Source organism: Amycolatopsis sp. CA-126428, assembly GCF_002904335.1.
In the GTDB taxonomy this organism is placed as follows: domain Bacteria; phylum Actinomycetota; class Actinomycetes; order Mycobacteriales; family Pseudonocardiaceae; genus Amycolatopsis.
This window is the reverse complement of record NZ_PPHF01000161.1, coordinates 12,173-35,571: the sequence shown is the minus strand read 5'-3', so window position 1 is coordinate 35,571 and position 23,399 is coordinate 12,173. Positions and strand designations below refer to the sequence as shown.

Sequence of the window (23,399 nt, the reverse complement as noted above, 5' to 3'; positions counted from 1 at the left end):
CATGGTGCAGCTGCACGGTACGTGCGACGAGCGGTTCGGAGAGGTGCGCGACGCGCTCGCGGAGTCCTTGGCCAAGGACGATGTCGGCGCCTCGGTGGCGGTCGTCTTCCGCGGTGAGCCCGTGGTCGACCTGTGGGGCGGGTACGCCGATGCCGGTCGGACCGTGGCCTGGGAAGAAAACACGATCACCAATGTCTGGTCCACCACCAAAACGATGATCGCTTTGTGCGCCCTGATCCTCGCCGATCGCGGGGACCTCGACCTCGACGCGCCACTCGTCCGGTACTGGCCGGAGTTCGGCGCCGCGGACGTGCGGGTGCGGCACGTTCTGTCGCACACCGCGGGCCTTCCCGTCTGGGACACGCCGATCACGCTCGAAGATCTGGTCGACCCGCCCAAGGTCACCGCGCTGCTGGCCGCGCAGAAGCCGCGGTGGGCGCCCGGGGAAGTCGCCTGTTATCACGCGGTCACCCAAGGGTTTCTGCTCGGCGAGGTCGTCCGCCGGATCACCGGCAAGACCATCGGGGCGTTCTTCGCCGCGGAAGTCGCCGGGCCGCTGGGCGCGGATTTCCACATCGGACTCCCCGGCGAGCACCACGACCGCGTCGCGCCGTCCCTCGCGCCGCCCGGGGGAATGACCGTGCCGCCGCCCACCGAACTCTTCGACGTCGCGCCCAACCCGGAGCTGGTGCCCGAGGACACGAACACCGCGGCGTGGCGGCGCGCGGAGATCCCTTCGGGGGCCGGCTACGGCAACGCCCGGTCGGTGGCGCTCGTCCAGTCGGTCCTCACGTCCGGCGGTGCGGGGCTGCTGTCGCGGGCCGGGTGCGAGCGGGCCCTGGAGGAGCAGTACCACGGGCTCGACCACGGCCTGGGCGTGCCGATGCGGTACGGCCTGGGCTACGGCATCAGCGGCCGCAACTGCTTCTGGGGCGGCATGGGCGGTTCGCTGGTGTTCAACGACCTCGACGCCGGGCTCACCGTCGCCTACGCGATGAACCAGATGCTCGACGCCATCGTGGGCGACGGCCGGGGCATGAGCATGGTGACCGCGGCGTACGGCGGCTTGGGCTGACGCGTCAGCCGATCCGGTACAGGTGCCCGTCGCGGACGGCGAGCACGGTGAGCGGCCCGTTCGTGGGACCCGCCGTCGCCTGCCAGCCCGTCGCGCCCGGGGCGGCGGCCTGGCCGGCGGTGAGCGGCAGGCCGGCGCTGCCGCCGCCGGTGACCGTGCCGGCCGGGTCGGTGACGAGCACGCAGTCCGGCTGGGCGCCGTCGAAGGCCACCCAGCCGGTGAGGACCGTGCCGGGGTCGGTGGCCGGAGCGTCGAGTGCTCCGCGCACCGGCTGGGCCGTGCCCAGGGCGACGTGGTCGCCGAGTTCGGGACCGTGGCAGCCCAGGGTGAAGGTGTCGGTGAACGGGTAGGCCCGCAGCGCGCGGGCCGCGGGGCGGGCGGCGCGCTGGATGTGCAGCGCCTCCAGTGCCGCGGGGGCGTCGACGCGCAGCGCGATCGCGGACAGGCTGAGCGGCGCGTAACTGCGTCGGACCAGGTCGGCCTTGCCGGCGCCGATCGCGTGCGTCACCAGCGCCAGGGTGACGACGGCCGCGACGACGTAGCGGTGTGGCCACTGTGGACGGTGCAGGGTGGCCAGCACCGTCAGCGCGATCGTCGCCAGTGCCGCGACCAGGACGTACCGGCTGATGAGCCCGACGTTGCCGCCGGGCACGTTCGCCGTGGTGCGGCCGAGCGCCAGCATGGCCGCCAGCGCGAAAGCGTAGAGCGCCAGTCCGGCCCAGCCCGCGTCCGCCGCGGTCCGGGTGGTGATCGTCCGGCGCAGCAGCAGGCCGAGCAGGGCGATCGTGAGCGCGCCGACGATCACCGCGACGACGGCGACGTCGACCGACCACAGCCCGCCGGCCGCGGCGGCGGCGACGGAGAGGCGGCTGTCGGGATCGAAGGCCGCCGTCGCGCCCGACTGCGTCCCGGCGGGCTTGGTGAGCCACCACGCGCCGAGGACGGCCACGCCGGCCGCGGCCGGGATCGCGGCCCGGAGCCGGGATTCCCCGCGCAGCCAGGCGACGAAGGCGACCACGAACCAGATCGGCAGGGCGGCGCCGAAGCAGAGACATCCCACGACGGCGGCCGCGCACGCGCCGGCCAGGCGCCCGCGGTGAGCGCAGGCGACGGCGATCGTGCATGCGGTCACCGCGGGCACCCAGCTGATGCCGTTGGTGCCCTGCACCCAGAGTTCGGTGGCGTGGGAGGAGAACAGCAGCCACGAGATGGCGGCGGTCAGCGCGCCGCGGGCGGGGTGCTCGGGCAGCATCGTGCGCAGCGCCAGCACGGCGATCGCGAGCAGGACGACGGTCAGCACGGTGAGGGCGCGGTTGTCGCCGCCGAACCAGGCCGCGTCGGCGTAGAACAGCAGTGACGGCACGACGAACGGCTGGTCGAGGTGGTAGGTGAAGACCTGGCCGAGCAGGAGATCGCCGTTGTCGTTGGTGATCTTGGCGAAGACGTGCCAGTAGTCGAGCAGCACGTGCATCTTCGGCGCCCGCATCGCGGCCAGCAGCGCCAGGCCGGCGGGCAGGGCGGCGAAGAGCCACCACCCGAGGACCGGCAGCCGCCCCGCCGCGCGCCGTCCGGCGACCCGCGGGATCGGCGCGGTGACGTCCTCGGTGACGTCTGCGGCGGCGGCGGCGTCGGCGAGCGCTGGCTGGGGCATCGGTCTCCTGCCGGGAACGGGGTGTGGTCCGGCGGCGGCCGGACCGCCGGGCATCGTATCCGGCGGCGGTGGCTCGGAGATCCTCCTGCCTCGATTCCCCGGCGTCACCGCGGTCGTCTCCCGCGCCGCCGAACGGCGACGCGCTTCGGCCTTACTCGGGCGCCGGTGCCCACAGGCCGTCCGCGTCGCCCGCTTCCAGGCGGCCCCGGTACACGCCGATCTTGTGGTCGATCAGCCGCAGGTTCTCCTCCAGCTCGGCCAGCCTGGCCAGCACCTCGGCGCGGTGCTCTTCCAGCAGCGCCAGCCGCTCCGGCTCGTTGCCGCGGCCGGCGGCGACCAGGTCCGCGTAGCGGCGGATCGTCTTGATCGGCATGCCCGTGGCGCGCAGCTTGGTGCAGATCTTGATCCAGTCGAGGTCCAGCTTCCGGTAGCGGCGCCGGCCACCGCTGGTGCGGTCCACCTGGGTGACCACCAGGCCCGCTCGTTCGTAGTAGCGCAGCGTGTGCGCGCTGACCCCGGTGCGGCGGGCCGCGTCCGCGATGGTCAGGCCCTCCGCGGGGATCGGCGATTTGACTTCGAGCACGCTCTAAATCCTAGCGTCGATCGCATGAACGTTCCGACCGCAAGCCGTCCCGGCCTGGTGCTCGCGATCTGCTGCGCCAGCATCGTCGTCGTGGTGATGGACATCTCGATCGTCACCGTCGCGCTACCCTCGATCCGCCGTGACCTGGGCGCGTCCGTCTCCGGCCTGCAGTGGACCGTCGACGCCTACACGCTGGTCCTGGCGGCTTTCCTCGTGCTCGGCGGGTCGGCCGCCGACCGGTTCGGCCGCAAGCGCGTCTTCCGGTGCGGTCTCGCCGTCTTCGGCCTCGGGTCGCTGCTGTGCAGCCTGGCCCCGGACATCGGCTGGCTGATCGCGGCCCGCGCGCTGCAGGCCGCCGGCGGCACCATGCTCAACCCGGTCGCGATGGCCATCGTCGCCACCACCTTCCCTGTCCCGGCCGAGCGGGCCCGCGCCATCGGTGTGTTCGGCTCGATGTCCGGGCTGGCGCTGGCGCTCGGGCCGATCCTCGGCGGCGCGCTCGTCGACGGCTTCGGCTGGCGGGCCGTCTTCTGGGTCAACGTCCCGATCGTCGTCGCCGCGCTCGTCGCCACCGCGCTGTTCGTGCCGGAGTCACGCGCGCCGCGGGGCCGCCGGTTCGACCCGGTGGGGCAGGTGCTCGTGGTGGTCGTGCTCGGCAGCGTCGTCGAAGCCATCGTGGAGGCGCGGTGGCTGGGCTGGACGTCACCGTGGGTCCTCGGCCTGCTCGTGCTCGCCGGGCTGGGCGTGCTGGGCATCCTCGCCTACGAACCCCGCCGCGCCGACCCGCTGCTCGAACTGCGCCTGTTCCGCAGTGTCTCGTTCAGCGGGGCGATCGTGATGGCGCTGTTCGCGCTCTGCGGGTTCGGCGCGTTCCTCTTCGTGACCACGCAGTACCTGCAGGACGTCCGGGGCATGACGGCGCTGTCGGCGGGGCTGTGCCTGCTGCCGGTCGGCGTGCTCGTCGTGGCCCTGTCCCCGAGGACCGGAAAGCTGGTCGGCACGCGCGGGCCGCGGCTGCCGCTCGTCGTCGCCGGGGTCTCGCTCGCGGCCGGCGGCGCCGTGTCGGCGGGACTCGGGCCGGTCACGCCGCTGCCCGTCGTGCTCGCGACCTTCGTGCTGTTCGGCATCTGCTTCGGCACGGTGAACCCGCCGATCACCAACACCGCGGTCTCCGGGATGCCGGGCTCGATGGCGGGGCTGGCCTCGTCGCTGGCCTCCGCCGGCCGGCAGACCGGCACCACGCTGGGGGTCGCGGTGGCCGGCACGATCGCGGGGACGGGTGCCGGCAGCCAGGCCGGCGTGTGGTGGCTGGTCGCCGGGCTCGGGGCCGGTCTCATCGGCCTGGCGCTGCTGAGCACCGGGCGCCGGGCGGCCGCGACGGCCGACCGGGCCGCCGCGCTGTTCGACGAGCTCAGCCTCCCGCGACCGACGGGATGATCTGGACCTCGGCGTCCTCGCGCAGCACGGTCGCGGTGCCGCCGCGGTGGCGGCACTCCTCGCCGTCGACGTAGAAGTTGACGTACCGGCGCAGCCCGGCCTGCTCGTCGCGCAGCCGCCGCTCGAGCGCCGGGTACCGCTCGGCGAGCGCGTCGAGCAGGCCACCCAGCGTGGCCTGCCCGGCGACCTCGACGTCGAGCCGGGATTCGCCGCCGGCCTTCTCCCGCAGCATCCCGGGCAGCAGCACGGTGATCCGCACGGTTCACACCCTCGCGGCGCGGACGCTCAGCACGTCGGGCAGGTGTGCCGCGACGAGCTGCCAGCTGTCGCCCTCGTCGCGGCTGGCGTAGACGTCGCCGGTCCGCGAGCCGAAGTACACCCCGGCCGGGTCGGCGTCGTCGGTGCACATCGCGTCGCGCATGACGCCGGCCCAGTACCCGTCCGGCAGGCCCGGCCCCAGCGCCTCCCACGACTTCCCGGCGTCCTCGCTGCGGTACACCCGGCAGTGGCCGTCCGGCGGGAACCGCATCACGTCGGCGACCAGCGGGAACGTGTAGATCACCTCCGGCCGGTCCGGGTGGACGACGATCGGGAAGCCGAAGTCGCTGGGCAGGCCGCCGGCGATCGACTGCCAGGTCGCGCCCGCGTCGTCGCTGCGGTAGACGCCGTGGTGGACCTGGGCGAACAGGCGGTCCGGCTCGGCGGGGTGCCGGGCGACCTTGTGCACGCACTGGCCGTACTCGGGGTACGGGTCGGGCACGTGGACCGCCTTGATCCCGGTGTTGCTCGCCGCCCAGGACTCGCCGCCGTCCTCGGTCCGGTAGACGCCGCCGGTGGACATCGCCACCGTGACGCGGCCGGGGTCGGTGGGGTGCGGGAGCACGGTGTGGATGGCCTTGCCGCCGCCCCCGGGCGTCCAGTGCTCGCGGTGCGGGTGGTCCCACAGGCCGCGGACGAGCTCGTAGGTGCGGCCGCCGTCGGTGGAGCGGAAGAGGGCGGACGGCTCGGTGCCGGCGTAGACGACGTCCGGCTCGCTCACCGGGCCCGGCACGAGCTGCCAGGCCCTGGCCAGGGATTCGCCGGTGTCCGGCGGGAACGCGATCGGCGCGTGGTCGGGTTCGGCCCAGGTGGCGCCCAGGTCGTCGCTGGTGGCCACGCTCGGCCCGAAGTGCTCGCTGGTGACCCCGGCGAGCAGCCGCGGCGTGGCCCGGCGCGTGTCGATGCCGACCGCGTACACCTCGGTCATCGGGTGGTGCGGGCCGGTGACCTCCCAGGTGGCCCGGTCGTCCGTGCTGGTCGCCAGCCACAGACCCTTGCGCGTGCCGATCGCGAGGAGGACGGACATCGGACACCTCTCTCCGGTGATGCAGGTCACAGGTACTCTGCCGGAAAAATCTCCCCGGGGAAATGTCGAACGCCGGAAGCGGCCGTTCGACGCGGGGGTGAAGGCCGGTCAGCGAGTCCGGGAGGAACCGGGCCCCGGCCGAAAACACCAGGGAGCAGACCATGCGTTTCCTCATGATGCACCGCGTCGACGAGAGCGACCCGCAGTCGTGGAACCCCAGCCAGGAGTTCATCGGGAAGATGGGCGCGTTCATCCAGGAGGCGGCGGAGAAGGACATCCTCATCACGGCGGAGGGCGTCCACCCGACGGAGAAGGGCTCGCTGGTCCGCAAGGCCCGCGGCGCCGCGATCCGCGTGACCGACGGGCCGTTCGCCGAGGCCAAGGAGGTCATCGGGGGGTTCGCGTTGATCAACGCGGCGGACCGGGCGGAGGCCGTCGAGTTCGCCAAGCGGTACGTCGAGCTGTTCGACCAGGAGATCGAGGTGGAGATCCGCCAGGTCGTCGAGTTCGACGAAATCCCGGTGCAGGACTGAGGACCGCCGGTGGCGCTAGGCTGGCCGGAACGGCTCTGGGGGGTTGAGCGATGTTCCTGGTCACCGGCGCCACCGGCAATGTCGGCGCGGAAGTGGTTGCGGCACTCGCGGCGGCGGGTGCCCCGGTCCGGGCGCTGGTGCGCCGGCCGGACGTCCCGCTGCCCGACGGGGTCGAGGCCGCGGTGGGCGACCTCACCTCGCCCGCCGGCCTCACGGACGCTCTCAAGGGTGTCGAGGGCGTCTTCCTGATGTCCGGCTACGAGGACATGTCCGGCATGCTGCGGGACGCGGGCGTGCGGCGGATCGTGCTGCTGTCCGGCGGATCGGCGGCGCTGGAGGACTTGGACAACGCGGTCTCCCGCTACATGACGCTGTCCGAGCGCGCGGTGCGGGAATCGGGCCTGGACTGGACGTTCCTGCGGCCGCGCGCGTTCATGTCGAACGCCCTGCGCTGGCTGCCGCAGCTGCGCTCCGGCGACACGGTCCGCGTCCAGTTCCCGGACGTCCCGGTGGCGTGCATCGACCCGGCCGACATCGCGGCGGTGGCGGCGCTCGCGCTGGCCGGCGGGCACGAAGGGCGGGTCCACGAGCTGACCGGGCCGGTGGCGATGCGGCCGGTGGAGCAGGTTTCGGTGCTCGGTTCGGTGCTGGGGCGGGAGCTGGAGTTCGTAGGGCTGTCGAACGACGAGACGCGCGCGGAGCTCGAGGCGGGCATGCCGCGCGAGTACGTCGACGCGTTCTGGAACTTCTACGTGGACGGGACTTTGGACGAGGCGACGGTGCACCCGACGGTGCGGGAAGTGACCGGGCGGCCGGCGCGGACCTTCGCCGAGTGGGCCGAGGCGCATGCCGGCGCCTTCCGCTGACGCCGTGAAGGGACGCCGGCGGTGGCTGGGCGCCGCGGTCAGCCTGGTCGCGCTCCTCGGGGCCGCGACCCACTTGATCTGGCCCGGGTTGAAGATCGACGCCATCACGGTGCTGCTCGTCGTGGTGGCCCTGGTGCCCTGGCTCGGCGATCTGCTGGAGACCATCGAGCTGCCGGGCGGCTGGAAGGTCAAGTACCGGGACCTCCAGCAGCGCCAGGACGCGCTGGAGCGCACGACCGAGGAGGCGAGCAGCACCGCGCGGGCGGCGCTGGGTGCGGCCCGGGGCGAAGACCTCCCGCCGACGATGGAAACGGTCCACCTGTTCGCCGAGGAGTACCGGCGGCTGCGCAAGACGCCCCGGCAGCCGGCGCGGACCGCGGAGCTGGACCAGTTGTTCGGCACGATGGTGACCGTGCTCCCGCGCGTGCCGGGCTTCGACCCGGTGCAAGCCTTCGGCGACGACGAGGGCGGCATCCGGCTCGCCGGGTACGCCGCGCTCTACGGCCGGCCGGATCCCGCGCTGCTCGAGGAGACGGTGCGGGCCCTCAGCCGGGAGAGCACCGCGTTCATCCAGTACTGGGGCATCCGGACGGTGGCCGCCATGCTCGAACGCGCGGATCCGGGCGACGTGCCCGAAGAGGTCTTCGACCTGCTGCAGGAGCTGCTCGGCCGGCTCCCGAACGGCACTTCGCGGCGCGAACAGCTGGCCCGGCTCCTCGACTCGCGCCGCTACGGCTGACCGTTTTCCGCCGCCCACGTCGGCCGGGCCGGGAAGCCGGTCAGGGGAGGAGGACGACCTTGCCCGCCGCGTGTCCGGCGCGGAGGTGGCCGACCGCGGCGGCGGCGTCGGCGAGGGGATAGGTCCGGTCGAGGGCCGGCGTGAGCCGTCCGGTCTCGAGCAGTTCGCGCAGGGTCTCGAGGTCCGCGGGCCGGACGCGGGCGACCAGCCCGCACAACCGGTGCCGCACGAACGGGTTCAGCAGCGCCGCCCGGAAGACGCGCTCGATGCCGCCGAGCCACTTGCCGCCTTCGCCGCCGACGATCACGAGCGTGCCGCGCGGGGTCAGCGCCCGGCGCAGGTCGGTCAGCGAACGCAGGCCCGCGGTGTCCAGGATCAGGTCGTACCGCCGCGCCGCGAAGTCCTCCCGCGTGTAGTCCACGACGTGCCCGGCGCCGAGCCTGCGGACCAGGTCCGTCTTGGCGGTGCTGCACACCCCGGTGACGTCCGCGCCGAAGGCCTTGGCCAGCTGCACCGCGAAGGACCCGACGCCGCCGGCCGCGCCGATGACCAGGACGCGTTGCCCGGGCCGGACGCGGCCCACGTCTTGCAGGGCCTGCAGGGCGGTACCGCCGGAGACGAGGACCGCCGCCGCCTCCTCGAACGAGACGCGTTCGGGCTTCCTCGCGACGAGCTCCTGCTTCGCGACGGCGTGCTCGGCGAACGCGCCCTCGCAGACGCCGAACACCTCGTCGCCCGGCCGGACCCGCGTGACGTCGTCGCCGACCTCCTCGACCGTGCCGGCGAAGTCGAGCCCCCGCACCGGCTGTTTCGGCCGGCGCAGCCCGAAACCCAGCAGGCGCAGCAGGTACGGCTGCCCGGTGGTCAAGTGCCACACGCCCGCGTCGACGCCGGCCGCGTGCACGCGCACGAGGACCTCGCCGGCCGCGGGCGACGGTCTGCCGGCCTCGCTCAGCGCGAGGACATCCGGGCTGCCGTAACGGTCTTGGACGATGGCTTTCACGACGTCTCCTCCGGGTACTGGAACACTTCTTCGAGCGGAACTCCGAACACGTGCGCGATCCGGAAGGCCATCTCGAGCGACGGCGAGTACCGGCCCTGCTCGATCGCGATGACGGTCTGGCGGGTGACGCCGAGCCGGGTGGCGAGCTCGGCCTGGGTGAGCTGGCCGTGCGCGAAGCGGAGGCCGCGCAGCGAGTTCGTGACGCGGGTCGGCTTCACCACGGCTGGAAACCCCGGCGGTAGGCGAAGATCCGGGCGATCGACCCGAGGATCGCCGAGAGGGTGAACGCCAGGTAGACGGCGTTGGCGATCCAGAAGTGCGGCGCCTCGGCCATCGCGAGGAGCAGCGCGGCGACGGCGCCGATGACGACGAACGAGTGGCCGACGTATTCGCCGAACCGGCCGATCTCGCGGTCGCGCTGGTCCTTCGCGCCGTCTTTCGAAACCATCGCGGCGGCGATGCTCAGCACGATCGTCGCGACGATGGACGCGCCGACCGTCCACAGCAGCGTCGCGACGTAGGGGACTTCGGCCAGCGGGTGCCCGCCGGCCCGGCCGAGGATCAGGACCAGGTACACCGCGTAGCTCGCTATCGCGGCGATCCCGAGGATCCAGGCGCGCTTCTCTTCGTGGGTCACCTCGTCAAGGTAAAACAAACCAGACATCGTGTCAAAGTTTCTTGACATGAGAAAATCTCCGGCGAGGGTGTCCAAGGCGGCGTCGGCCGTTCGTTGTCACCGCGTACGGCAACCGAGCCACTGGAGGATCCCGTGCAGTACCTGATGCTGATCAACGCCTCGCTCGACGCGAACGGCGAGCCCACCGGCTGCAGCACGCCGGACGACTGGATGCTGTTCGACAAGTCCCTGAAGGAAGCCGGCGTGTACGTCGGCGGCAACTCGCTCGCCGACTTCACCACGGCCGCCTCGGTCCGGGTCGGCGAGCAGGGGGAGCGGATCGTCACCGACGGGCCGTTCGCCGAGTCCCGCGAGGTGCTCGGCGGCTACTTCGTCGTCGACGTGCCGGACTTCGACGTCGCGCTCGACTGGGCGGCGCGCTGCCCGGGGTCCCGCGACGGCGGGCACATCGTCGTGCGGCCGCTCGCTTCCTACGGGGACTGACCGCGGTGGCGGGGCGGGCGGCCGCATCGGTCGAGGAGGTGTTCCGGGAGGAGCGCGGGCTGCTGCTGGCCGCGCTCGTCCGCCGGTTCGGCGACCTCGACCTGGCCGAGGAGGTGACGTCGGAGGCGATCGAGGCGGCGCTGGTGCACTGGCCGGCCGAGGGCGTGCCGCCGAAGCCGGGCGCGTGGCTGATGACGACGGCCCGGCGCAAGGCCGTCGACCGGCTGCGCCGCGACCAGGCCTACGCGGCCCGGCTCGCGGTGCTGCAGGTCGAAGCCGAGCGCCCGGCGCCCGCCCCGCTCGCCGGCGGCGGCTTGCCCGACGAGCGGCTCCAGCTGTTCTTCACCTGCGCCCACCCGGCGCTGCCGGCCGAGGATCGCGCGGCGCTGACGTTGCGCTGCCTCGCGGGGTTGACGACCCCGGAGGTGGCGCGCGCGTTCCTGGTCCCGAGCGCGACGATGGGCAAGCGGATCGTGCGCGCGAAGAACCGGATCCGCACGCTGCGGATCCCGTTCCGCGTGCCGGACGCCGCCGAGCTGCCGGGGCGCCTGCCGGGCGTGCTGCAGGTCGTCTATTCGATTTTCACGGAGGGCTACGCGGCGAGTTCCGGCCCGGACCTGCAGCGGCTCGACCTGGCGGAGGAGGCGATCCGCCTGGCGCGGATCCTGCGCCGGCTGCTGCCGGGGGAGCGGGAGGTGGCGGGCCTGCTGGCGCTGATGCTGCTGATCCACGCCCGCCGCGACGCCCGCACGGGCCCGGACGGCGACCTGGTCCTCCTCGACGACCAGGACCGCACCCGCTGGGACGGCGCGATGATCTCCGAGGGGGCGGAATTGGTGGTGACGGCGCTGACGGGAGGCCCACCGGGCCGCTACGGCGTCCAGGCGGCGATCGCGGCCCTGCACGACGAGGCCCCGGACGTGGCGAGCACGGATTGGCCCCAGATCGTGGCGTTGTACGACGTGCTGCGCGGGCTGGCCCCATCACCGGTGGTGGAGCTGAACCGAGCGGTGGCGGTGGCCATGCGCGACGGCCCGGCGGCGGGGCTGGCGTTGCTGGACGGGCTGGCGGAGGAGCCGAGGTTGAGCGGCTACAGCCCCTTCCCGTCGGCGCGGGGCGACTTGCTCAGCCGCTTGGGTCGTCATGCGGAGGCGGCGGTGGCGTACCGGGAGGCGCTGGAGCTGGCGGGGACCGAGCCGGAACGGGTTCATTTGCGCGGCCGGTTGGCTCAGGTGGGGGAGGTGGGCGAAGTGCGGTGAGCTGATTGGTACGCCGCCTCTCCACGGCGGGTCGCCCGCTTCTGTACGGCGGGCTTCGCCGCACGGATCTGGCATTGCCTCTGCGCCGCTTTCCGCGCGTGCCCGCGTTGCCGGGCGCGCGGAAAGCGGTCCCCGGCCTGCGGCTGCCGCTCTACCGCTTCCCCCGCGCCGCTTTCTGCGCCGCGGCCCCGGCGACCAACCGAAACTGTCGGTGGCCCCCGGTAAGCTGGATACCGGGGGCCGGAGGCCTACCCCGCCCGCAAAGCCGCCACTGCCGGCGCGAACATCGTCGCCTTGATCGCGCCCAGTGTCCCGCGGTCCTTGCCCACCAACGCCTCCGCCCGCTCTCGAGCCACCTTCACCACTTCACCCTCGCCCGCGACCTCGTCCACCAACCCGATCTCCGCCGCTTCCAAGCCACCGAATCGGCGCCCGGTCGTCATCGAGGCGATCGCCGCCGACGGGGTCAGTTTGCCCTGGATCAGCGCCGCCATTCCCGGGGTGAACGGGATGTTGATGTCCGCCTCCGGAAAGCAGAAATAACCCCGGTCGTCGCGCATTACGCGGAAGTCGTGGGCCATCGCCAGCATTGCGCCCGCGCCGAACGCGTGGCCGTTGATCGCCGCGATGGTCGGAACCGGCAGGGTCAGCACCCTGGCGAACAGTTCCTGGACCTCCGCGACGTACCCGGCTGCCTGGTCGCCGTGCGCCGTCAGCCATTCGAGGTCGAGGCCGTTCGAATAGAACTTGCCGCCTCCGGTGGTCACCAGGGCGCCCTCCACGCCGTCCAAAAAGGAATGGACGCGCTGCAGCCAGTCCGGGGAGAACCGGTTTTCGTCGTCGCCCAGGTCGAGCACGGATACGGTCACGGTCGGTCCTTTTCTCGAGGGGGCACGGTCAGCACCGCCCGCACCGCGGCGGCCAGCCTTTCCCGCACCAGTGGATCGGTGATGTCACGCCGGAAGAACGCCGTCGGCAGGTCGACGACGCACGTCGTGATCACCTCGACCGCCAGGCCGTCGCCGCGGTCCCACAGCCCGCGGGCGAGCCGGACCAGCAGGGCGACCAGGCGTTTGTCCAGCGCGTGCAGGGCTTCCGCCAGTTCGTCGGGCAGTTCGGGACCGAAGAGCCGGTCTCCCCGCACCGACAGCAGCATCCGCGCCCCCTCGGGACGCCGGGACGCGAACACCGCGGGCGTGTCCGCCGCCGCGACGACCGCCTCCACCGGCGACGAAGCCTCGTCCACGAGCGAGGTCTGGAGGTCGAGGAACGCCGTCGCCGCGCGCAGCCAGACCCGGGCCCGCAGGGCGCTGAGTGACCCGAACGCGTGGTAGATCGTCCCGTTCGGGACGCCCGCGGCCGCCGCCAGGCCACGCACGGTGACCTCCGCCGAGGAGGCGATGAGCCGCTCGGCGACGTCGAGGAGCGCGTCGAGGTCGTGGACGCGGGGGCGGGGCATGCCCGAGACCGTAACAGAGCACGTGCTCCAAAACCAGGGCGGTAAGCTGCCGCCGTGGAGATCTGGATCAACCCGGCGTGCTCGAAGTGCCGGTCCGCCGTGTCGCTGCTCGACGAGGCCGGCGCGGAGTACACCGTGCGCCGCTACCTCGAGGACCCGCCGACGGCGGCCGAGCTCGAAGCCGTCCTGGACCGCCTCGGCCTCGAACCGTGGGACATCACGCGCACCGCCGAGCCCGTCGCGAAGGAACTCGGCCTCAAGACCTGGGGCCGCACGCCCGAGGACCGGCCGAAGTGGATCGACGCGCTCGCCGGGCACCCCAAGCTGATCCAGCGGCCGATCATCACCGCCGACGACGGCACGACGGTCGTCGCCCGCGACCCCGAAACCGTGCGCTCGGTCCTTTAAGGAATCGCGTCGGTCGTCGACAGGAGCGGGACGTCCAGGGGCACCGTCTCGGGGTACTTGATCCCGGCGCCGGTGTTGAGGACGACGACGTCTTCGCCGCCCTCGAGCCACCCGGACTCGCGAAGGTGCCGCAGCGCGGCGAAGCACGCGCCGCCCTCCGGACAGACGAAGGTGCCTTCCCGTGCGGCCAGTTCCCGTTGGGCCGCAAGCAGTTCCTCGTCGGTGACGGCGATCGCGGTGCCGCCGGTCGCGTACACGGCGTCGAGCACGAGGAAGTCGCCCAGCGCCTTGGGTACGGTGATGCCGAAGGCGACCGTCCGGGCGTCCGGGAACGGGGTGCTTTCCCGCGCACCGCGCGAAAACGCCGAGACGATCGGCGCGCACCCGGTGGCCTGCACCGCCACCAACCGGGGCAGCGGACCGGAAACCCAGCCCAGCTCCCGCATCTCCAGCAGGGCCTTGTAGATCCCGATGATGCCGACGCCGCCGCCGGTGGGGTAGAGGATGACGTCGGGCAGCCGCCAGCCGAACTGCTCGGCGATCTCGTACCCCATCGTCTTCTTGCCCTCGATGCGGTACGGCTCCTTCAACGTCGAGACGTCCTGCACTCCGGGCCGCCGCGAAACCGCCGCGGCGACGAGCTTGCCCGCGTCGCCGATGAGACCGTCCACCCGGTACAGCTCGGCACCGGCGGCGACGCACTCGCGCATGGTGATCGCCGGGGCGCCGGCCGGCATCGCGACCAGGCTCGACAGCCCCGCGCGCGCCGCGTACAACGCCCACGCCGCGCCGGCGTTGCCGTTCGTCGGCATCGCGATCCCGCGCACGCCCAGTTCGGCCGCCCGCGAGACGCCGACCGCGGCACCCCGGGCCTTGAACGTGCCGGTCGGGACCAGGCCTTCGTCCTTCATCCACAGGCGCGACAGCCCCAGCTCGCGGCCGTAGCGCGGCAGCCGCAGCAGCGGCGTCATGCCCTCGCCGAGGCTGACGACGTGCTCGGCCGAGCGCACGGGCAGCACCTCGTGGTAGCGCCACAGCGTCGGCTCGCGCCCGGCGATCTCCTTCGGCGTCACGGCTTCGCGGACACCCTCGAGGTCGTAACGCGCGAGCAGCGGCGCGCCCGTGGAGGAGAGGCCCTGGACGGCGTCGGCGTCCAGGCGTTCGCCGGTCCGCGAGCACTCGAGGTGGCTGAGGAAGGAATGCGGCACAACGCCGATCGTAGGTCCTAAAGTGAGCACATGGACGCGCTGCGGGTGTGCCTGTACGTTTTCGCCGGGGTGACGCTCGGCACCTGGCTGGTGTCCGTGCTGACCAGGGAGTACTCCTGGGTCGACCGGATCTGGTCGATCGTGCCGGTGGCCTACGTGGGGATCTTCGCCGGTGCCGCCGGGTTCGCCGACGCCCGGCTCGACGTGATGTTCGCGCTGGTGGTGCTGTGGGGCGCCCGGCTGACGTTCAACTTCGCCCGCAAGGGCGGGTACGCGCCCGGCGGCGAGGACTACCGGTGGGCGGTGCTGCGCGAGCGGATGGCGCCGTGGCAGTTCCAGCTGTTCAACTTCTTCTTCATCTCGCTGTACCAGAACGCCATCCTGCTGCTGATCACCCTCCCGGCGCTGACCGCGCTGGAGCACCCCGGCGGGTTCGGGGTCGCGGACGTCGTCGTCGCGGTGGTGTTCGCCGCCTTCCTGGCCGGCGAGACGGTCGCCGACCAGCAGCAGTGGGAGTTCCACCGCGAGAAGCACGCGGGCCGGGCGCCGACGCGGTTCCTGCAGGCCGGGCTGTTCCGCTACTCGCGGCACCCGAACTTCTTCTTCGAGCAGGCGCAGTGGTGGGCGTTCGCCGCGTTCGGGGTGGTCGCGGGCGGTCTGCAGTGGACGGTCGCCGGCGCGGTCCTGCTCACGCTGCTGTTCGTGGGCTCGACGCGGTTCACCGAGAGCATCACGAAGTCCCGGTACCCCGAGTACGCGGACTACCAGCGGCGCACGTCGGCGGTGGTCCCGTGGCCGGCGCGCGGATGACGGTCGTCGCCGCGCTGCAGCTCGGCACGGGTGTTCCGCTGGAGCGGATCCTGGCGTTCGAGGACCAGCTCCGCGACGTTTCGCTGGTGGTGCTGCCGGAGGCGGTGCTCGGCGGATACCCGGGCCGCGTGCCGTTCGTCGAGTACTTCCACGCGGCGGTGGCCGTGCCGGGCCCGGAGACGGCGGCGCTCGCCGGGCTTGCGTCCCGGACCGGCGCGACGCTGGTGGCAGGCGTCATCGAGCGCGCCGGCTCGGCGCTCTACAGCACGGTGGTGTTCCTCGACCCGGAGCTGGGGCTGGTGGGCAAGCACCGCAAGCTGGTGCCGACGGCGCGGGAGCGCGTGTTCTGGGGCCGCGGCGACGGTTCGACGCTCCCGGTGGTCCCGACGGCGGCGGGCCGGCGCGTCGATGCGCCACATCGCCGACGAGGGCCGGTGTTTCGTGGTTTCGGCGTGCCCGTACGAGGCGGGAGGCGAGGACCCCTTCCGCGGCGGCCGCGGGACGGCGTCACCTTCCTGCGGTGACGCCGTCCGCCGCGGCTCACACCGCCAGCCGGCCGCCGTCCACCGGGAGCACCGCGCCGTGGACGAAGCTCGCGTCGCCTGCCGCCAGGAAGGCGATCGCCGCCGCGATCTCCTCCGGGGCCGCCACCCGGCCGGCCGGGCCGGCCGCCGCCAGGTCGTCCAGGCCGTCGCCGAACGCCGCCGTGCCTTCCGTGCGGGTCGGGCCCGGGCTCACCGCGTTGACGCGCACGCCCGACGGGCCGAATTCCGCCGCCCACGCCTTCGTCATCAGTTCGATCGCCGCCTTCGACGCGCCGTAGGGCGCCATGCCCGCCATGCCGGCCGACGCGACGATCGTGGACACGTTGACGATCGCGCCGTGGCCGCGCGCGGCCATTTCCGGCGCCAGCTCGGCGACGAGGTAGAACGGCACCTTCACGTTCGTCGTGAAGACGGCGTCGAAGTCCGCCTCCGGGAAGCCCGGAGTCGGCCCGGTCGGGAACACGCCGGCGTTGTTGACCAGCACGTCGATCGGCCCGCCCACCTCGCGCGCCCGGGCCGCGAGGGCACGCGCCGACGCCGCGTCCTTCAGGTCCGCCGCGACGAAGTCGGCCTTGCCGCCCGCCGCACGGATTTTCCCGACGGCCTCGGCGCCGCGCCCGGCGTCCCGGCCGGACAGCACCACGTGCGCGCCGAGCCCGGCCAGCGCGACCGCCGTCGCGCGGCCGATGCCACTCGTCCCGCCGGTCACCAGGGCCGTCGACCCGGACAGTTCCGCAGCTCCTTCGGGGGTCCGGGTGGCGGAGCCCCCGGCCCGGGGCGAAGCCCCGGATGTCACTGCAGTCATGCTCAACTCCTTCGCGATCGGGGTGTTTCCCCGGTCGCGGAGTTCAAGCGAGACCGCCCGCAAAACCCTTCCTGATAGGCCTTCGGCCCTCCTTATGCCCGCGATCCGTTCCGCCGATGGTCTTCCAGCGCCGCGACGAACTCCGCGACGTCCCGCCGGTGCGACGTCGCCGGCCACACGGCCCAGGTCCGCCGGACGATCGGGTTCCCGGCCAGCGGCACCCAGCGCACGGTGTCCGGCAGCGGGTACGGCCACTCGGGCGGCGCGAACGCGTACGCCCCGCCCGCGCTGACCGCCGGGATCTTGAGCTCGACGATCAGCCGCTGCTCCTCCGGGACCTCCGGCCCGACGTCGAGGCCGTGGCTGCGCAGGATCGCCGCCAGTTCGTCGTACCAGGCCGGGCTGCCCGCACGCGGGAAGGCGAACCACTCCAGGCCGGCCAGGTCCTCCAGCCGGACCGGCGAGCCCAGCTTCTCCGCCAGGTCCGTGGCCAGCAGGACGCCGACGTCCTCGGTCACCACGAGTGCCGCGTCCAGGTCCGGGCCGGGCGGGCGCTCGCGGACCAGGCCGACGTCCAGCTCGCCCGCCCGCAGCGCGGCCACCTGGGCCACCGACGCCAGGTGCCGGGCCTGCACCCGCGTGTCCGGCAGCCGCGCGAGCGCCGAGGGCAGCAGCTCCGGCGGCAGTTCCAGGGGGACGCCGACGCGCAGCACGCCGCCGCCGTCCGCGGTGTGCCGGGCCATCGCGGCGAGCGCCTGGTCGTGGCGCGCCAGCACGGCGCGGGCCTCGCCGAGCAGCGTCGTCCCGGCGTCGGTGACCTGCACGCCGGTGCTCGTGCGCACCAGCAGCCGGACGCCGAGCCGCCGTTCCAGCGTCGTGATCGTCTGGGACAGCGCCGGCTGGCTCACGTGCAGCTGCCGGGCCGCCTTCGACATCGCGCCCGCCTCGACGACCGCGACGAACGCCCGCAGCTCCCGGATCTCCATCAGCGGGCCCACCGGATCGGCAGCGACTTGAGGCCGTTCTGGAAGTTCGACCGCAGCCGCACCGGCTCGCCCGCGAGTTCCACGAACCCGAGCCGGTCGAGCACCGCGTCGAACATGGCCCGCAGCTGCACCCGCGCGAGGTGCGCGCCGAGGCAGAAGTGCGGGCCGTGGCCGAAGGTCAGGTGGTCGTTCGGGGTGCGGCCGACGTCGAAGGTGTCCGGATCGGGGAACACCGAAGGATCCCGGTTGGCCGACGAGAACCAGACCACCACCTTGTCCCCGGCGGCAATGTCCACATCGGACAGCCGGACGTCGGACACCGCGGTGCGCCGGAAGTGCATCACCGGCGTCCACCAGCGCAGCATCTCTTCGACCGCGGTCGGCAGCAGCGACCGGTCGTCGAGCAGCCGGCGGTACTCCGCGGGGTGCGAGAGCAGGGCGAGCAACCCGCCGGGCAGGCCGTTGCGGAGGGTTTCGTTGCCCGCCACGGAAAACAGCCAGAACAGGTTCTCGAACTCGGCGAGGGAGACGCGGCCGCCGTCGTCGCCGACGTGCCGCATCAGGTTGCTCATCACGTCGTCGCCCGGGTGCTCGCGCTTGTACTCGCCCAGCGCGTTCGCGTACGCGTAGAGATCCGGCATGCCCGCGCGGGTCCGCGGATCCGGCATCGACCCGCCCGGCCCCGGCGCCGGGCGGACGGCGAGCGCGGCCCGGGCGAGCTCGCTCACTTCGGCCACGGAAACGGTCGAGCTCACCGCGTACTCGGCGTCCTGGTAGCCGATCACCCGGTTGCTCCAGTCGTACATCAGCCGCCGGTCCTGTTCCGGCACGCCGAACACCCCGGCCAGGGTGCGCAGCGGCAGGTCGGCGGCCACCTGCGCGAAGTCGCATTCCCCGCGATCGGCGACCGCCTCGACCAGCTCCCGCGCCCAGCCTTCGATCTGCGACGTCAGTTTCGCGATCGCGCGCGGGGTGAACGCCTTGGTGAGCAGTCCGCGCAGCCGGCCGTGCTCCGGCGGGTCCATGTTCAGCATCATCCGGCGCACGTAGGCGAGGTCGGCCGCGTCCCGGATCTGCGTGCCGCCGAGCTGCGAGGAGAACACGCCGGGCTCGCGCAGCACCCGCCGCACCTCGGCGTGGCCGAGCACGGCCCAGAAGTCGTCGACGCGCACCACCGGGCCGGCACGCCGCAGCCGCGCCAGCTCCTCGTACGGGACACCTCGCAGGTAGGTGTCCGGATCGGTGATCACGAGCCGACCCTAGCCGCGGTCACCGACAGTTTGGGAGGCTGCGCGGATGGACACGCTCAACATGCGCACCGGCGGCAAGGGCGAACCGGCCGTCCTCCTCCTGCACGGCCTCGGCGCGACCGGCGCCGTCTGGAACCACTTCGCCGTTCTGCTCGAGCGGCGCGTGCTCGTGCCCGACCTGCCTGGTCACGGCCCGTCCGCCCCGCTGCCGCACTACAGCTTCGCCACCCTCGCCGAGGCGGTCGCGCGGGCCCTGCCGGACGGTGGGCCGCTGATCGTCGCCGGGCACTCGCTCGGCGGGGTGCTCGCGCTGGAACTGGCGTCCGGCCGCTACGACGTCGAGGTCGCCGGCGTGCTGGCCCTCGGCGTGAAGGTCGAGTGGAGCCAGGACGACCTGAACCGGGCGGCTTCGTTCGCGGCCCGGCCGCCCCGGGTGTTCGCGACGCAGGAGGAGGCCGACCAGGCCTACCTGAAGGTGTCCGGGCTGCTCGGCATCGCGCCCACCGACCCGGCCGGGCTTCGCGAGACCGAGGGAGGTTGGCGCCTCGCGATGGACCCGGCCGCGTTCGGCCTCGGCGCGCCGGACATGCCGGCCCTGCTGGCCGGGGCGCGCTGCCCGGTCGTGCTCGCCGCGGGCGAGAACGACCCGATTAGCCGTCCGGAGCAGCTGCGGGCGCTCGACCCCGACGCCGTCACGCTCGCCGGTCTTGGGCACAACGCCCACGTCGAGGACCCGCCCGCCGTGCGGGCGTTGCTCGAGCGCTTCGGCGTGTGAAGTTCCGGGTGCAGCCGTCGTACCCCACGCGACGGCTGCTCCGCGAACCCCTCGCCACCACCGGACGCGAGAAAGCCTAGGAAAGCGCGGTGGACGAGCGCCTGTACTGCTCCTCCCCGCCGCTGTCACCGTCCGTACCTGCGGAAACGGTTATCTTCGCCGATCGGTGGTACAGCTCGGGCGGCACGATCGTGATGCTGGAGAGGTACGTTCCGCTCGGGGCACGCAGGAGAGGACGCCTGTGGACGAAGGCCTGTCGTTCGCCGGATGGCTGCGGGACCGGCGTGCCCTCGCCGGCCTCACCCAGGCCCAGCTCGCCGAGCGGGCCGGCGTGAGCCTGCGCGCGGTGCGCAACGCCGAGCTCGGCAGCGTCCGGCGGCCCCGGCCGGAGACGGCCCGCAAGCTGCGGGAAGCGCTCGCCGAAGCCCCGCCGGAGCCCGTGCGGCTCGGTGTCCTCGGCCCGCTGACGGTGACGCGCGGCACCGAGCCGGTCGAGATCGGCGCGGAGAAGCAGCGCCTGCTCCTGGCGCTGCTGGCCCTGCAGCCGAACCGGACCGTCCGGCGCGAGGACCTCGTCGACGTCATCTGGGACGAGCCGCCGCCGTCGTGCCTGGAGCTGCTCCACACCTACGTCGCGCGGCTGCGGCGGGCGCTGCGGCCGGCCGGCCTCATCATCACCGACAAGGGCGGCTACCGGCTGGCCGTCGGTGAGGACGAGCTCGACCTGCTGCGCTTCGAAGCCCTGCTGGCCCGCAACGCTCTCCAGGAGGCCCTGGACCTCTGGCGCGGGCCGGCGCTCGCCGACGTCGAGCGGCTGCACCAGCACCCCGCCCGGCTCGCGCTGGCGATGCGGCGCGCCAAGGCGGTGCTGGCCTACGCCGGGGTCGCCGACCCCGAAGACGCGGCGGTGCAGCTGCGGGTGCTGACCGCCGAGGAGCCGCTGAACGAGTCGGCGCACGCCAAGCTGGTGCTGGCGCTCGCCGCGTCCGGGCGCCAGGCCGCCGCGCTGGACGTCTTCGACGAGGTGCGCCGGCGGCTGGCCGATGAGCTCGGTCTCGAACCCGGCCCCGAGCTTCGGGCGGCCCAGCGGAAGGTGCTGCGGCAGGACTTCGCGACGCCGGAGCCGCCGGCCCGGGTCCCGGCGCAGCTGCCCGCCGACGTCCCCGGCTTCCGCGGCCGGGCCGCCCAGCTGGCCGAGCTGGACGCGTTGCTGCGTCGCGACGACGGCGACACCGGCGCGCGCATCGCCGTCCTCTCCGGCACCGGCGGGGTCGGCAAGACCGCGCTCGCCGTCCACTGGGCGCAGCGCGTGCCCGCGGAGTTCCCGGACGGCCAGCTCTACCTCGACCTGCACGGCTACGGCACGGTCCGGCCGGTGGACCCGGCCGATGCGCTGTCCGGGTTCCTGCGCGCTCTCGGCGTCCCGGGCGCGGACATCCCGGCCGAGCCGGACGAGCGCGCCGCCAAGTTCCGCACCGCGCTCACCGGGCGGCGGATGCTGCTCGTGCTGGACAACGCGAACTCGGTCGGGCAGGTCCGCCCGCTGCTGCCCGGCTCGCCCACCTGCCTGGTGCTGGTGACCAGCCGGGACGCGCTGCCCGGCCTGGTCGCCCGCCACGGCGCCCGGCGGGTGCTCGTCGACCTGCTCACCGAGGCCGAAGCCCGCGACCTGCTCCGGGCGCTGCTCGGCCCGCGCGTCGACGGCGAACCCGAGGCCGCCGCGGCGCTGATCGGCTACGCGGCCCGGCTCCCGCTGGCCCTGCGGCTGGTCGCCGAACTGGCGCTGAGCCGGCCGGGCGAGCGCCTCGCCGCCCTGGCCGCCGAGCTGACCGACGAACGGTGGCGGCTCGACCTGCTCGACGGCGGCGGGGACCCGCTGACCGCCGTCCGCGCCGTGTTCTCCTGGTCCTACCGCAACCTCGCGCCCGACGCGGCCCGCGTGTTCCGGCTCTGCGGCCTGCACCCGGGCCGCGACCTGACGCCGCCCGCGCTGGCCGCCCTCGCCGGCGTGCCCCTGCCGGAGGCCGAACGGCTGGCCGGGGTCCTGGTGCGCGCCCACCTCGTGCAGCAGACCGGCGACGACCGCGTCCAGCTGCACGACCTGCTGCGCGTCTACGCCGCCGAGCTCGCGGCCGGCGATCCCGCCAAGAGCCGCGAGGCGCAGCAGCGGCTGTTCGACTTCTACGTCTCCTCGGCCGGCCAGGCCATGGACGTGGTCCTGCCGCAGGAACGGCACCTGCGGCCGCGGGTGCCGGAGCCGGACGTCAAGGTGCTCGACGCACCGGCGTGGCTGGAGGCCGAGCGCCGCAACCTCCTGGCGATCGCCGCGCACGCGACGCGGCACCGCTGGCCGGACCACCTCCGGCTGCTGTCCGGGATCCTGTGGCACTACCTCGACGTCGGCGGCTACCACGAGGAAGCGCTGGTCCTGCACACGCACGCGTCGGCGCTGGCCCACCACACCGGCGACCGGGCGGCCGAGGCCGAGCCGCTGATCCTGATCGCGCTGGGCCACTGGCGGGTGGGCCGGTCGCCGGAGGCGCTGCGGTACCTGGAGGAGGCCCTCGTGCTCGCCCGGGAGACCGGGGACTGGCGCACGGAAATCCACTCGGTCAACACCCTGGGCCTCGTCTGCCGGGCGCTGGGCCGGTTCGCCGACGGGATCCGGTACTCGACGGAAGCCCTCGCGCTGGCCAGGAAGACGGGCGACCGCACCAGCGAAGGCCTGGTCCTGGTGGTGCTCGGCTGTTCCTGCCGCGGCATCGGCCGGTACGGCGAAGCGATCGGTCACCTCGAAGAAGCCCTTGCCCTGGCGCGCGACATCGCCGACCGCACGAGCGAGGGCTACGCGCTGGTCAACCTGGGCGACTCGCTGTCAGCGCTGGGCCGGCACGACGAGGCGGTCCGGGTCCTGAACGAGGGGCTGGTGCACCTGCGGGCGATGGGCGTCCGGGTGAGCGAGGGGTACGCGCTGGGCATCCTCGGCGACGTCGAGCACGCGCGGGGCCGGTACGCCGAAGCCGCGGAGCACCTGGAGCGGGCGCTGGAAATCGCGCAGGAGACGGGCAGCCCGCCCAACCGCAGCGTCGCGCTGAAGCACCTGGGCGATGTCCGGCTGGCGGAGGGCCGGCTCGCGGAAGCGGCCCAGCACCTCGAAGAAGCGCTGAGCCTGGCCCGCGAATGCGGTGACCGCGGCGTCGAATCCCGGGTGCTCAACAGCCTGGGCAGCCTGTCCGCCGCGCGCGGAGCGGCTTCGGATGCGCTGCGGTACCACCGCGAAGCCCTGGCCGTGGCGAAGGAAACCGGCTGCCGTCCCGAACAGGGCCGGGCCCACTGCGGGCTCGGTGAAGTCCACAGTGGACTCGGTGACCCGGAGGCCGCGCGCGAGCACTGGGAACGCGCGCTGGCCTGCTACGCCGGGGAATGCGTGCCCGGCGCGATCCGGGTCCGCAACCACTTGACGGCCCTGGAGTGCGTGGCGGGGTAGTCGGGCTCGCGGGCGGCGAGGTCGTTTTCGAGGCGTTCGAGGTCCCGGTCGACGA

The 23,399-nt window shown here is 73.5% G+C and carries 25 protein-coding genes; 12 read left to right on the top strand and 13 right to left on the bottom strand.

Annotation, left to right across the window (positions count from 1 at the left end):
* The first annotated feature begins 1 nt into the window (after position 1).
* A complete protein-coding gene (locus C2L58_RS41435; protein ID WP_103343086.1) occupies positions 2-1,075 on the top strand; it encodes a serine hydrolase domain-containing protein in 1,074 nt (357 codons plus the stop codon).
* 4 nt (positions 1,076-1,079) lie between these two features.
* On the opposite strand, the gene C2L58_RS41430 is transcribed toward C2L58_RS41435, so the two are convergent.
* Entirely contained in the window at positions 1,080-2,726 is a 1,647-nt protein-coding gene (locus C2L58_RS41430) for a DUF2079 domain-containing protein (protein WP_103343085.1), read from the bottom strand.
* A 151-nt stretch (positions 2,727-2,877) separates the two neighbouring features.
* Positions 2,878-3,309: a MerR family transcriptional regulator gene (locus tag C2L58_RS41425; RefSeq protein WP_103343084.1), complete on the bottom strand. Its 432-nt coding sequence runs from the start codon at positions 3,307-3,309 to the stop codon at positions 2,878-2,880.
* A gap of 24 nt (positions 3,310-3,333) precedes the next feature.
* Between C2L58_RS41425 and C2L58_RS41420 the strand changes: the two genes are divergently transcribed.
* Positions 3,334-4,746 (top strand): MFS transporter, encoded by a 1,413-nt coding sequence (locus C2L58_RS41420; RefSeq protein WP_103343083.1) that lies wholly within the window; start codon positions 3,334-3,336, stop codon positions 4,744-4,746.
* Here C2L58_RS41420 and C2L58_RS41415 read toward each other — a convergent pair.
* Together C2L58_RS41415 and C2L58_RS41410 are read right to left on the bottom strand one after the other, a co-directional pair.
* Positions 4,721-5,005, bottom strand: coding sequence for a ubiquitin-like small modifier protein 1 (locus C2L58_RS41415; protein WP_103343082.1), 285 nt, complete (start codon positions 5,003-5,005; stop codon positions 4,721-4,723). The two genes, C2L58_RS41420 and C2L58_RS41415, sit on opposite strands and share 26 nt — an antisense overlap.
* Before the next feature lie 3 nt (positions 5,006-5,008).
* Positions 5,009-6,091 carry a WD40/YVTN/BNR-like repeat-containing protein gene (locus C2L58_RS41410; protein ID WP_103343081.1) on the bottom strand — a complete coding sequence of 361 codons (1,083 nt, stop codon included), beginning with the start codon at positions 6,089-6,091 and terminating at the stop codon, positions 5,009-5,011.
* Positions 6,092-6,252: 161 nt separating this feature from the next.
* Here C2L58_RS41410 and C2L58_RS41405 point away from each other — a divergent pair, with 161 nt between their 5' ends.
* Genes C2L58_RS41405 through C2L58_RS41395 form a run of 3 tightly spaced genes read left to right on the top strand, consistent with a single transcriptional unit; the run spans position 6,253 to position 8,229 of the window.
* Positions 6,253-6,624 carry a YciI family protein gene (locus tag C2L58_RS41405; RefSeq protein ID WP_103343080.1) on the top strand — a complete coding sequence of 124 codons (372 nt, stop codon included), beginning with the start codon at positions 6,253-6,255 and terminating at the stop codon, positions 6,622-6,624.
* Between the two features lie 50 nt (positions 6,625-6,674).
* Positions 6,675-7,490 carry an NAD(P)H-binding protein gene (locus C2L58_RS41400; protein ID WP_103343079.1) on the top strand — a complete coding sequence of 272 codons (816 nt, stop codon included), beginning with the start codon at positions 6,675-6,677 and terminating at the stop codon, positions 7,488-7,490.
* A 4-nt stretch (positions 7,491-7,494) separates the two neighbouring features.
* Positions 7,495-8,229, top strand: a complete 735-nt coding sequence (locus C2L58_RS41395) for a hypothetical protein (RefSeq protein WP_146073779.1) — start codon at positions 7,495-7,497, stop codon at positions 8,227-8,229.
* Positions 8,230-8,269: 40 nt separating this feature from the next.
* On the opposite strand, the gene C2L58_RS41390 is transcribed toward C2L58_RS41395, so the two are convergent.
* From C2L58_RS41390 to C2L58_RS41380, 3 genes are read right to left on the bottom strand one after another with little or no spacing between them, the layout of a single operon-like run.
* Complete coding sequence (locus tag C2L58_RS41390) at positions 8,270-9,232, bottom strand: NAD(P)-dependent alcohol dehydrogenase (protein ID WP_103343077.1); 963 nt, start codon at positions 9,230-9,232, stop codon at positions 8,270-8,272.
* The gene (locus C2L58_RS41385; RefSeq protein WP_103343076.1) at positions 9,229-9,453 is read right to left on the bottom strand and encodes a helix-turn-helix transcriptional regulator; all 225 of its coding nucleotides are present in this window, start codon (positions 9,451-9,453) and stop codon (positions 9,229-9,231) included. Before C2L58_RS41385 ends, C2L58_RS41390 begins: the two co-directional genes overlap by 4 nt.
* A complete protein-coding gene (locus C2L58_RS41380) occupies positions 9,447-9,896 on the bottom strand; it encodes a hypothetical protein (RefSeq protein WP_103343075.1) in 450 nt (149 codons plus the stop codon). The genes C2L58_RS41385 and C2L58_RS41380 overlap by 7 nt, the downstream gene beginning before the upstream one ends.
* Before the next feature lie 105 nt (positions 9,897-10,001).
* On the opposite strand from C2L58_RS41380, the gene C2L58_RS41375 reads away from it, so the two are divergent.
* Positions 10,002-10,352, top strand: coding sequence for a YciI family protein (locus C2L58_RS41375; RefSeq protein ID WP_103343074.1), 351 nt, complete (start codon positions 10,002-10,004; stop codon positions 10,350-10,352).
* A gap of 5 nt (positions 10,353-10,357) precedes the next feature.
* A complete protein-coding gene (locus tag C2L58_RS41370) occupies positions 10,358-11,611 on the top strand; it encodes an RNA polymerase sigma factor (protein WP_103343073.1) in 1,254 nt (417 codons plus the stop codon).
* A gap of 248 nt (positions 11,612-11,859) precedes the next feature.
* Here the strand turns inward: C2L58_RS41370 and C2L58_RS41365 are convergent, their stop codons facing one another.
* Both C2L58_RS41365 and C2L58_RS41360 read right to left on the bottom strand, forming a co-directional pair.
* On the bottom strand, positions 11,860-12,480 hold the full coding sequence (locus tag C2L58_RS41365; RefSeq protein ID WP_103343072.1) for an enoyl-CoA hydratase/isomerase family protein: 621 nt from the start codon (positions 12,478-12,480) through the stop codon (positions 11,860-11,862).
* Complete coding sequence (locus C2L58_RS41360) at positions 12,477-13,070, bottom strand: TetR/AcrR family transcriptional regulator (RefSeq protein WP_103343071.1); 594 nt, start codon at positions 13,068-13,070, stop codon at positions 12,477-12,479. The genes C2L58_RS41365 and C2L58_RS41360 overlap by 4 nt, the downstream gene beginning before the upstream one ends.
* A 54-nt stretch (positions 13,071-13,124) precedes the next feature.
* Between C2L58_RS41360 and C2L58_RS41355 the strand changes: the two genes are divergently transcribed.
* Positions 13,125-13,478 carry an arsenate reductase family protein gene (locus tag C2L58_RS41355; RefSeq protein WP_103343070.1) on the top strand — a complete coding sequence of 118 codons (354 nt, stop codon included), beginning with the start codon at positions 13,125-13,127 and terminating at the stop codon, positions 13,476-13,478.
* On the opposite strand, the gene C2L58_RS41350 is transcribed toward C2L58_RS41355, so the two are convergent.
* A complete protein-coding gene (locus C2L58_RS41350; protein WP_103343069.1) occupies positions 13,475-14,686 on the bottom strand; it encodes a threonine synthase in 1,212 nt (403 codons plus the stop codon). The genes C2L58_RS41355 and C2L58_RS41350 overlap by 4 nt on opposite strands.
* A 30-nt stretch (positions 14,687-14,716) precedes the next feature.
* Here C2L58_RS41350 and C2L58_RS41345 point away from each other — a divergent pair, with 30 nt between their 5' ends.
* Positions 14,717-15,496 carry a DUF1295 domain-containing protein gene (locus C2L58_RS41345; protein WP_103343068.1) on the top strand — a complete coding sequence of 260 codons (780 nt, stop codon included), beginning with the start codon at positions 14,717-14,719 and terminating at the stop codon, positions 15,494-15,496.
* Positions 15,478-16,020, top strand: coding sequence for a nitrilase-related carbon-nitrogen hydrolase (locus C2L58_RS41340; protein WP_233226216.1), 543 nt, complete (start codon positions 15,478-15,480; stop codon positions 16,018-16,020). Before C2L58_RS41345 ends, C2L58_RS41340 begins: the two co-directional genes overlap by 19 nt.
* Before the next feature lie 16 nt (positions 16,021-16,036).
* Here C2L58_RS41340 and C2L58_RS41335 read toward each other — a convergent pair whose 3' ends face one another.
* The 3 genes from C2L58_RS41335 to C2L58_RS41325 all read right to left on the bottom strand — a co-directional run bounded on the left by C2L58_RS41335 (position 16,037) and on the right by C2L58_RS41325 (position 19,082).
* Entirely contained in the window at positions 16,037-16,846 is an 810-nt protein-coding gene (locus C2L58_RS41335; protein WP_233226215.1) for an SDR family NAD(P)-dependent oxidoreductase, read from the bottom strand.
* A 92-nt stretch (positions 16,847-16,938) separates the two neighbouring features.
* Entirely contained in the window at positions 16,939-17,832 is an 894-nt protein-coding gene (locus tag C2L58_RS41330) for a LysR family transcriptional regulator (protein ID WP_233226214.1), read from the bottom strand.
* Positions 17,832-19,082, bottom strand: a complete 1,251-nt coding sequence (locus C2L58_RS41325; protein ID WP_103343065.1) for a cytochrome P450 — start codon at positions 19,080-19,082, stop codon at positions 17,832-17,834. The genes C2L58_RS41330 and C2L58_RS41325 overlap by 1 nt, the downstream gene beginning before the upstream one ends.
* A gap of 46 nt (positions 19,083-19,128) precedes the next feature.
* Here C2L58_RS41325 and C2L58_RS41320 point away from each other — a divergent pair, with 46 nt between their 5' ends.
* Together C2L58_RS41320 and C2L58_RS41315 are read left to right on the top strand one after the other, a co-directional pair.
* Entirely contained in the window at positions 19,129-19,857 is a 729-nt protein-coding gene (locus tag C2L58_RS41320; RefSeq protein ID WP_103343064.1) for an alpha/beta fold hydrolase, read from the top strand.
* Positions 19,858-20,098: 241 nt separating this feature from the next.
* Positions 20,099-23,344: a tetratricopeptide repeat protein gene (locus tag C2L58_RS41315; protein ID WP_103343063.1), complete on the top strand. Its 3,246-nt coding sequence runs from the start codon at positions 20,099-20,101 to the stop codon at positions 23,342-23,344.
* The last annotated feature ends 55 nt before the right edge of the window (positions 23,345-23,399 follow it).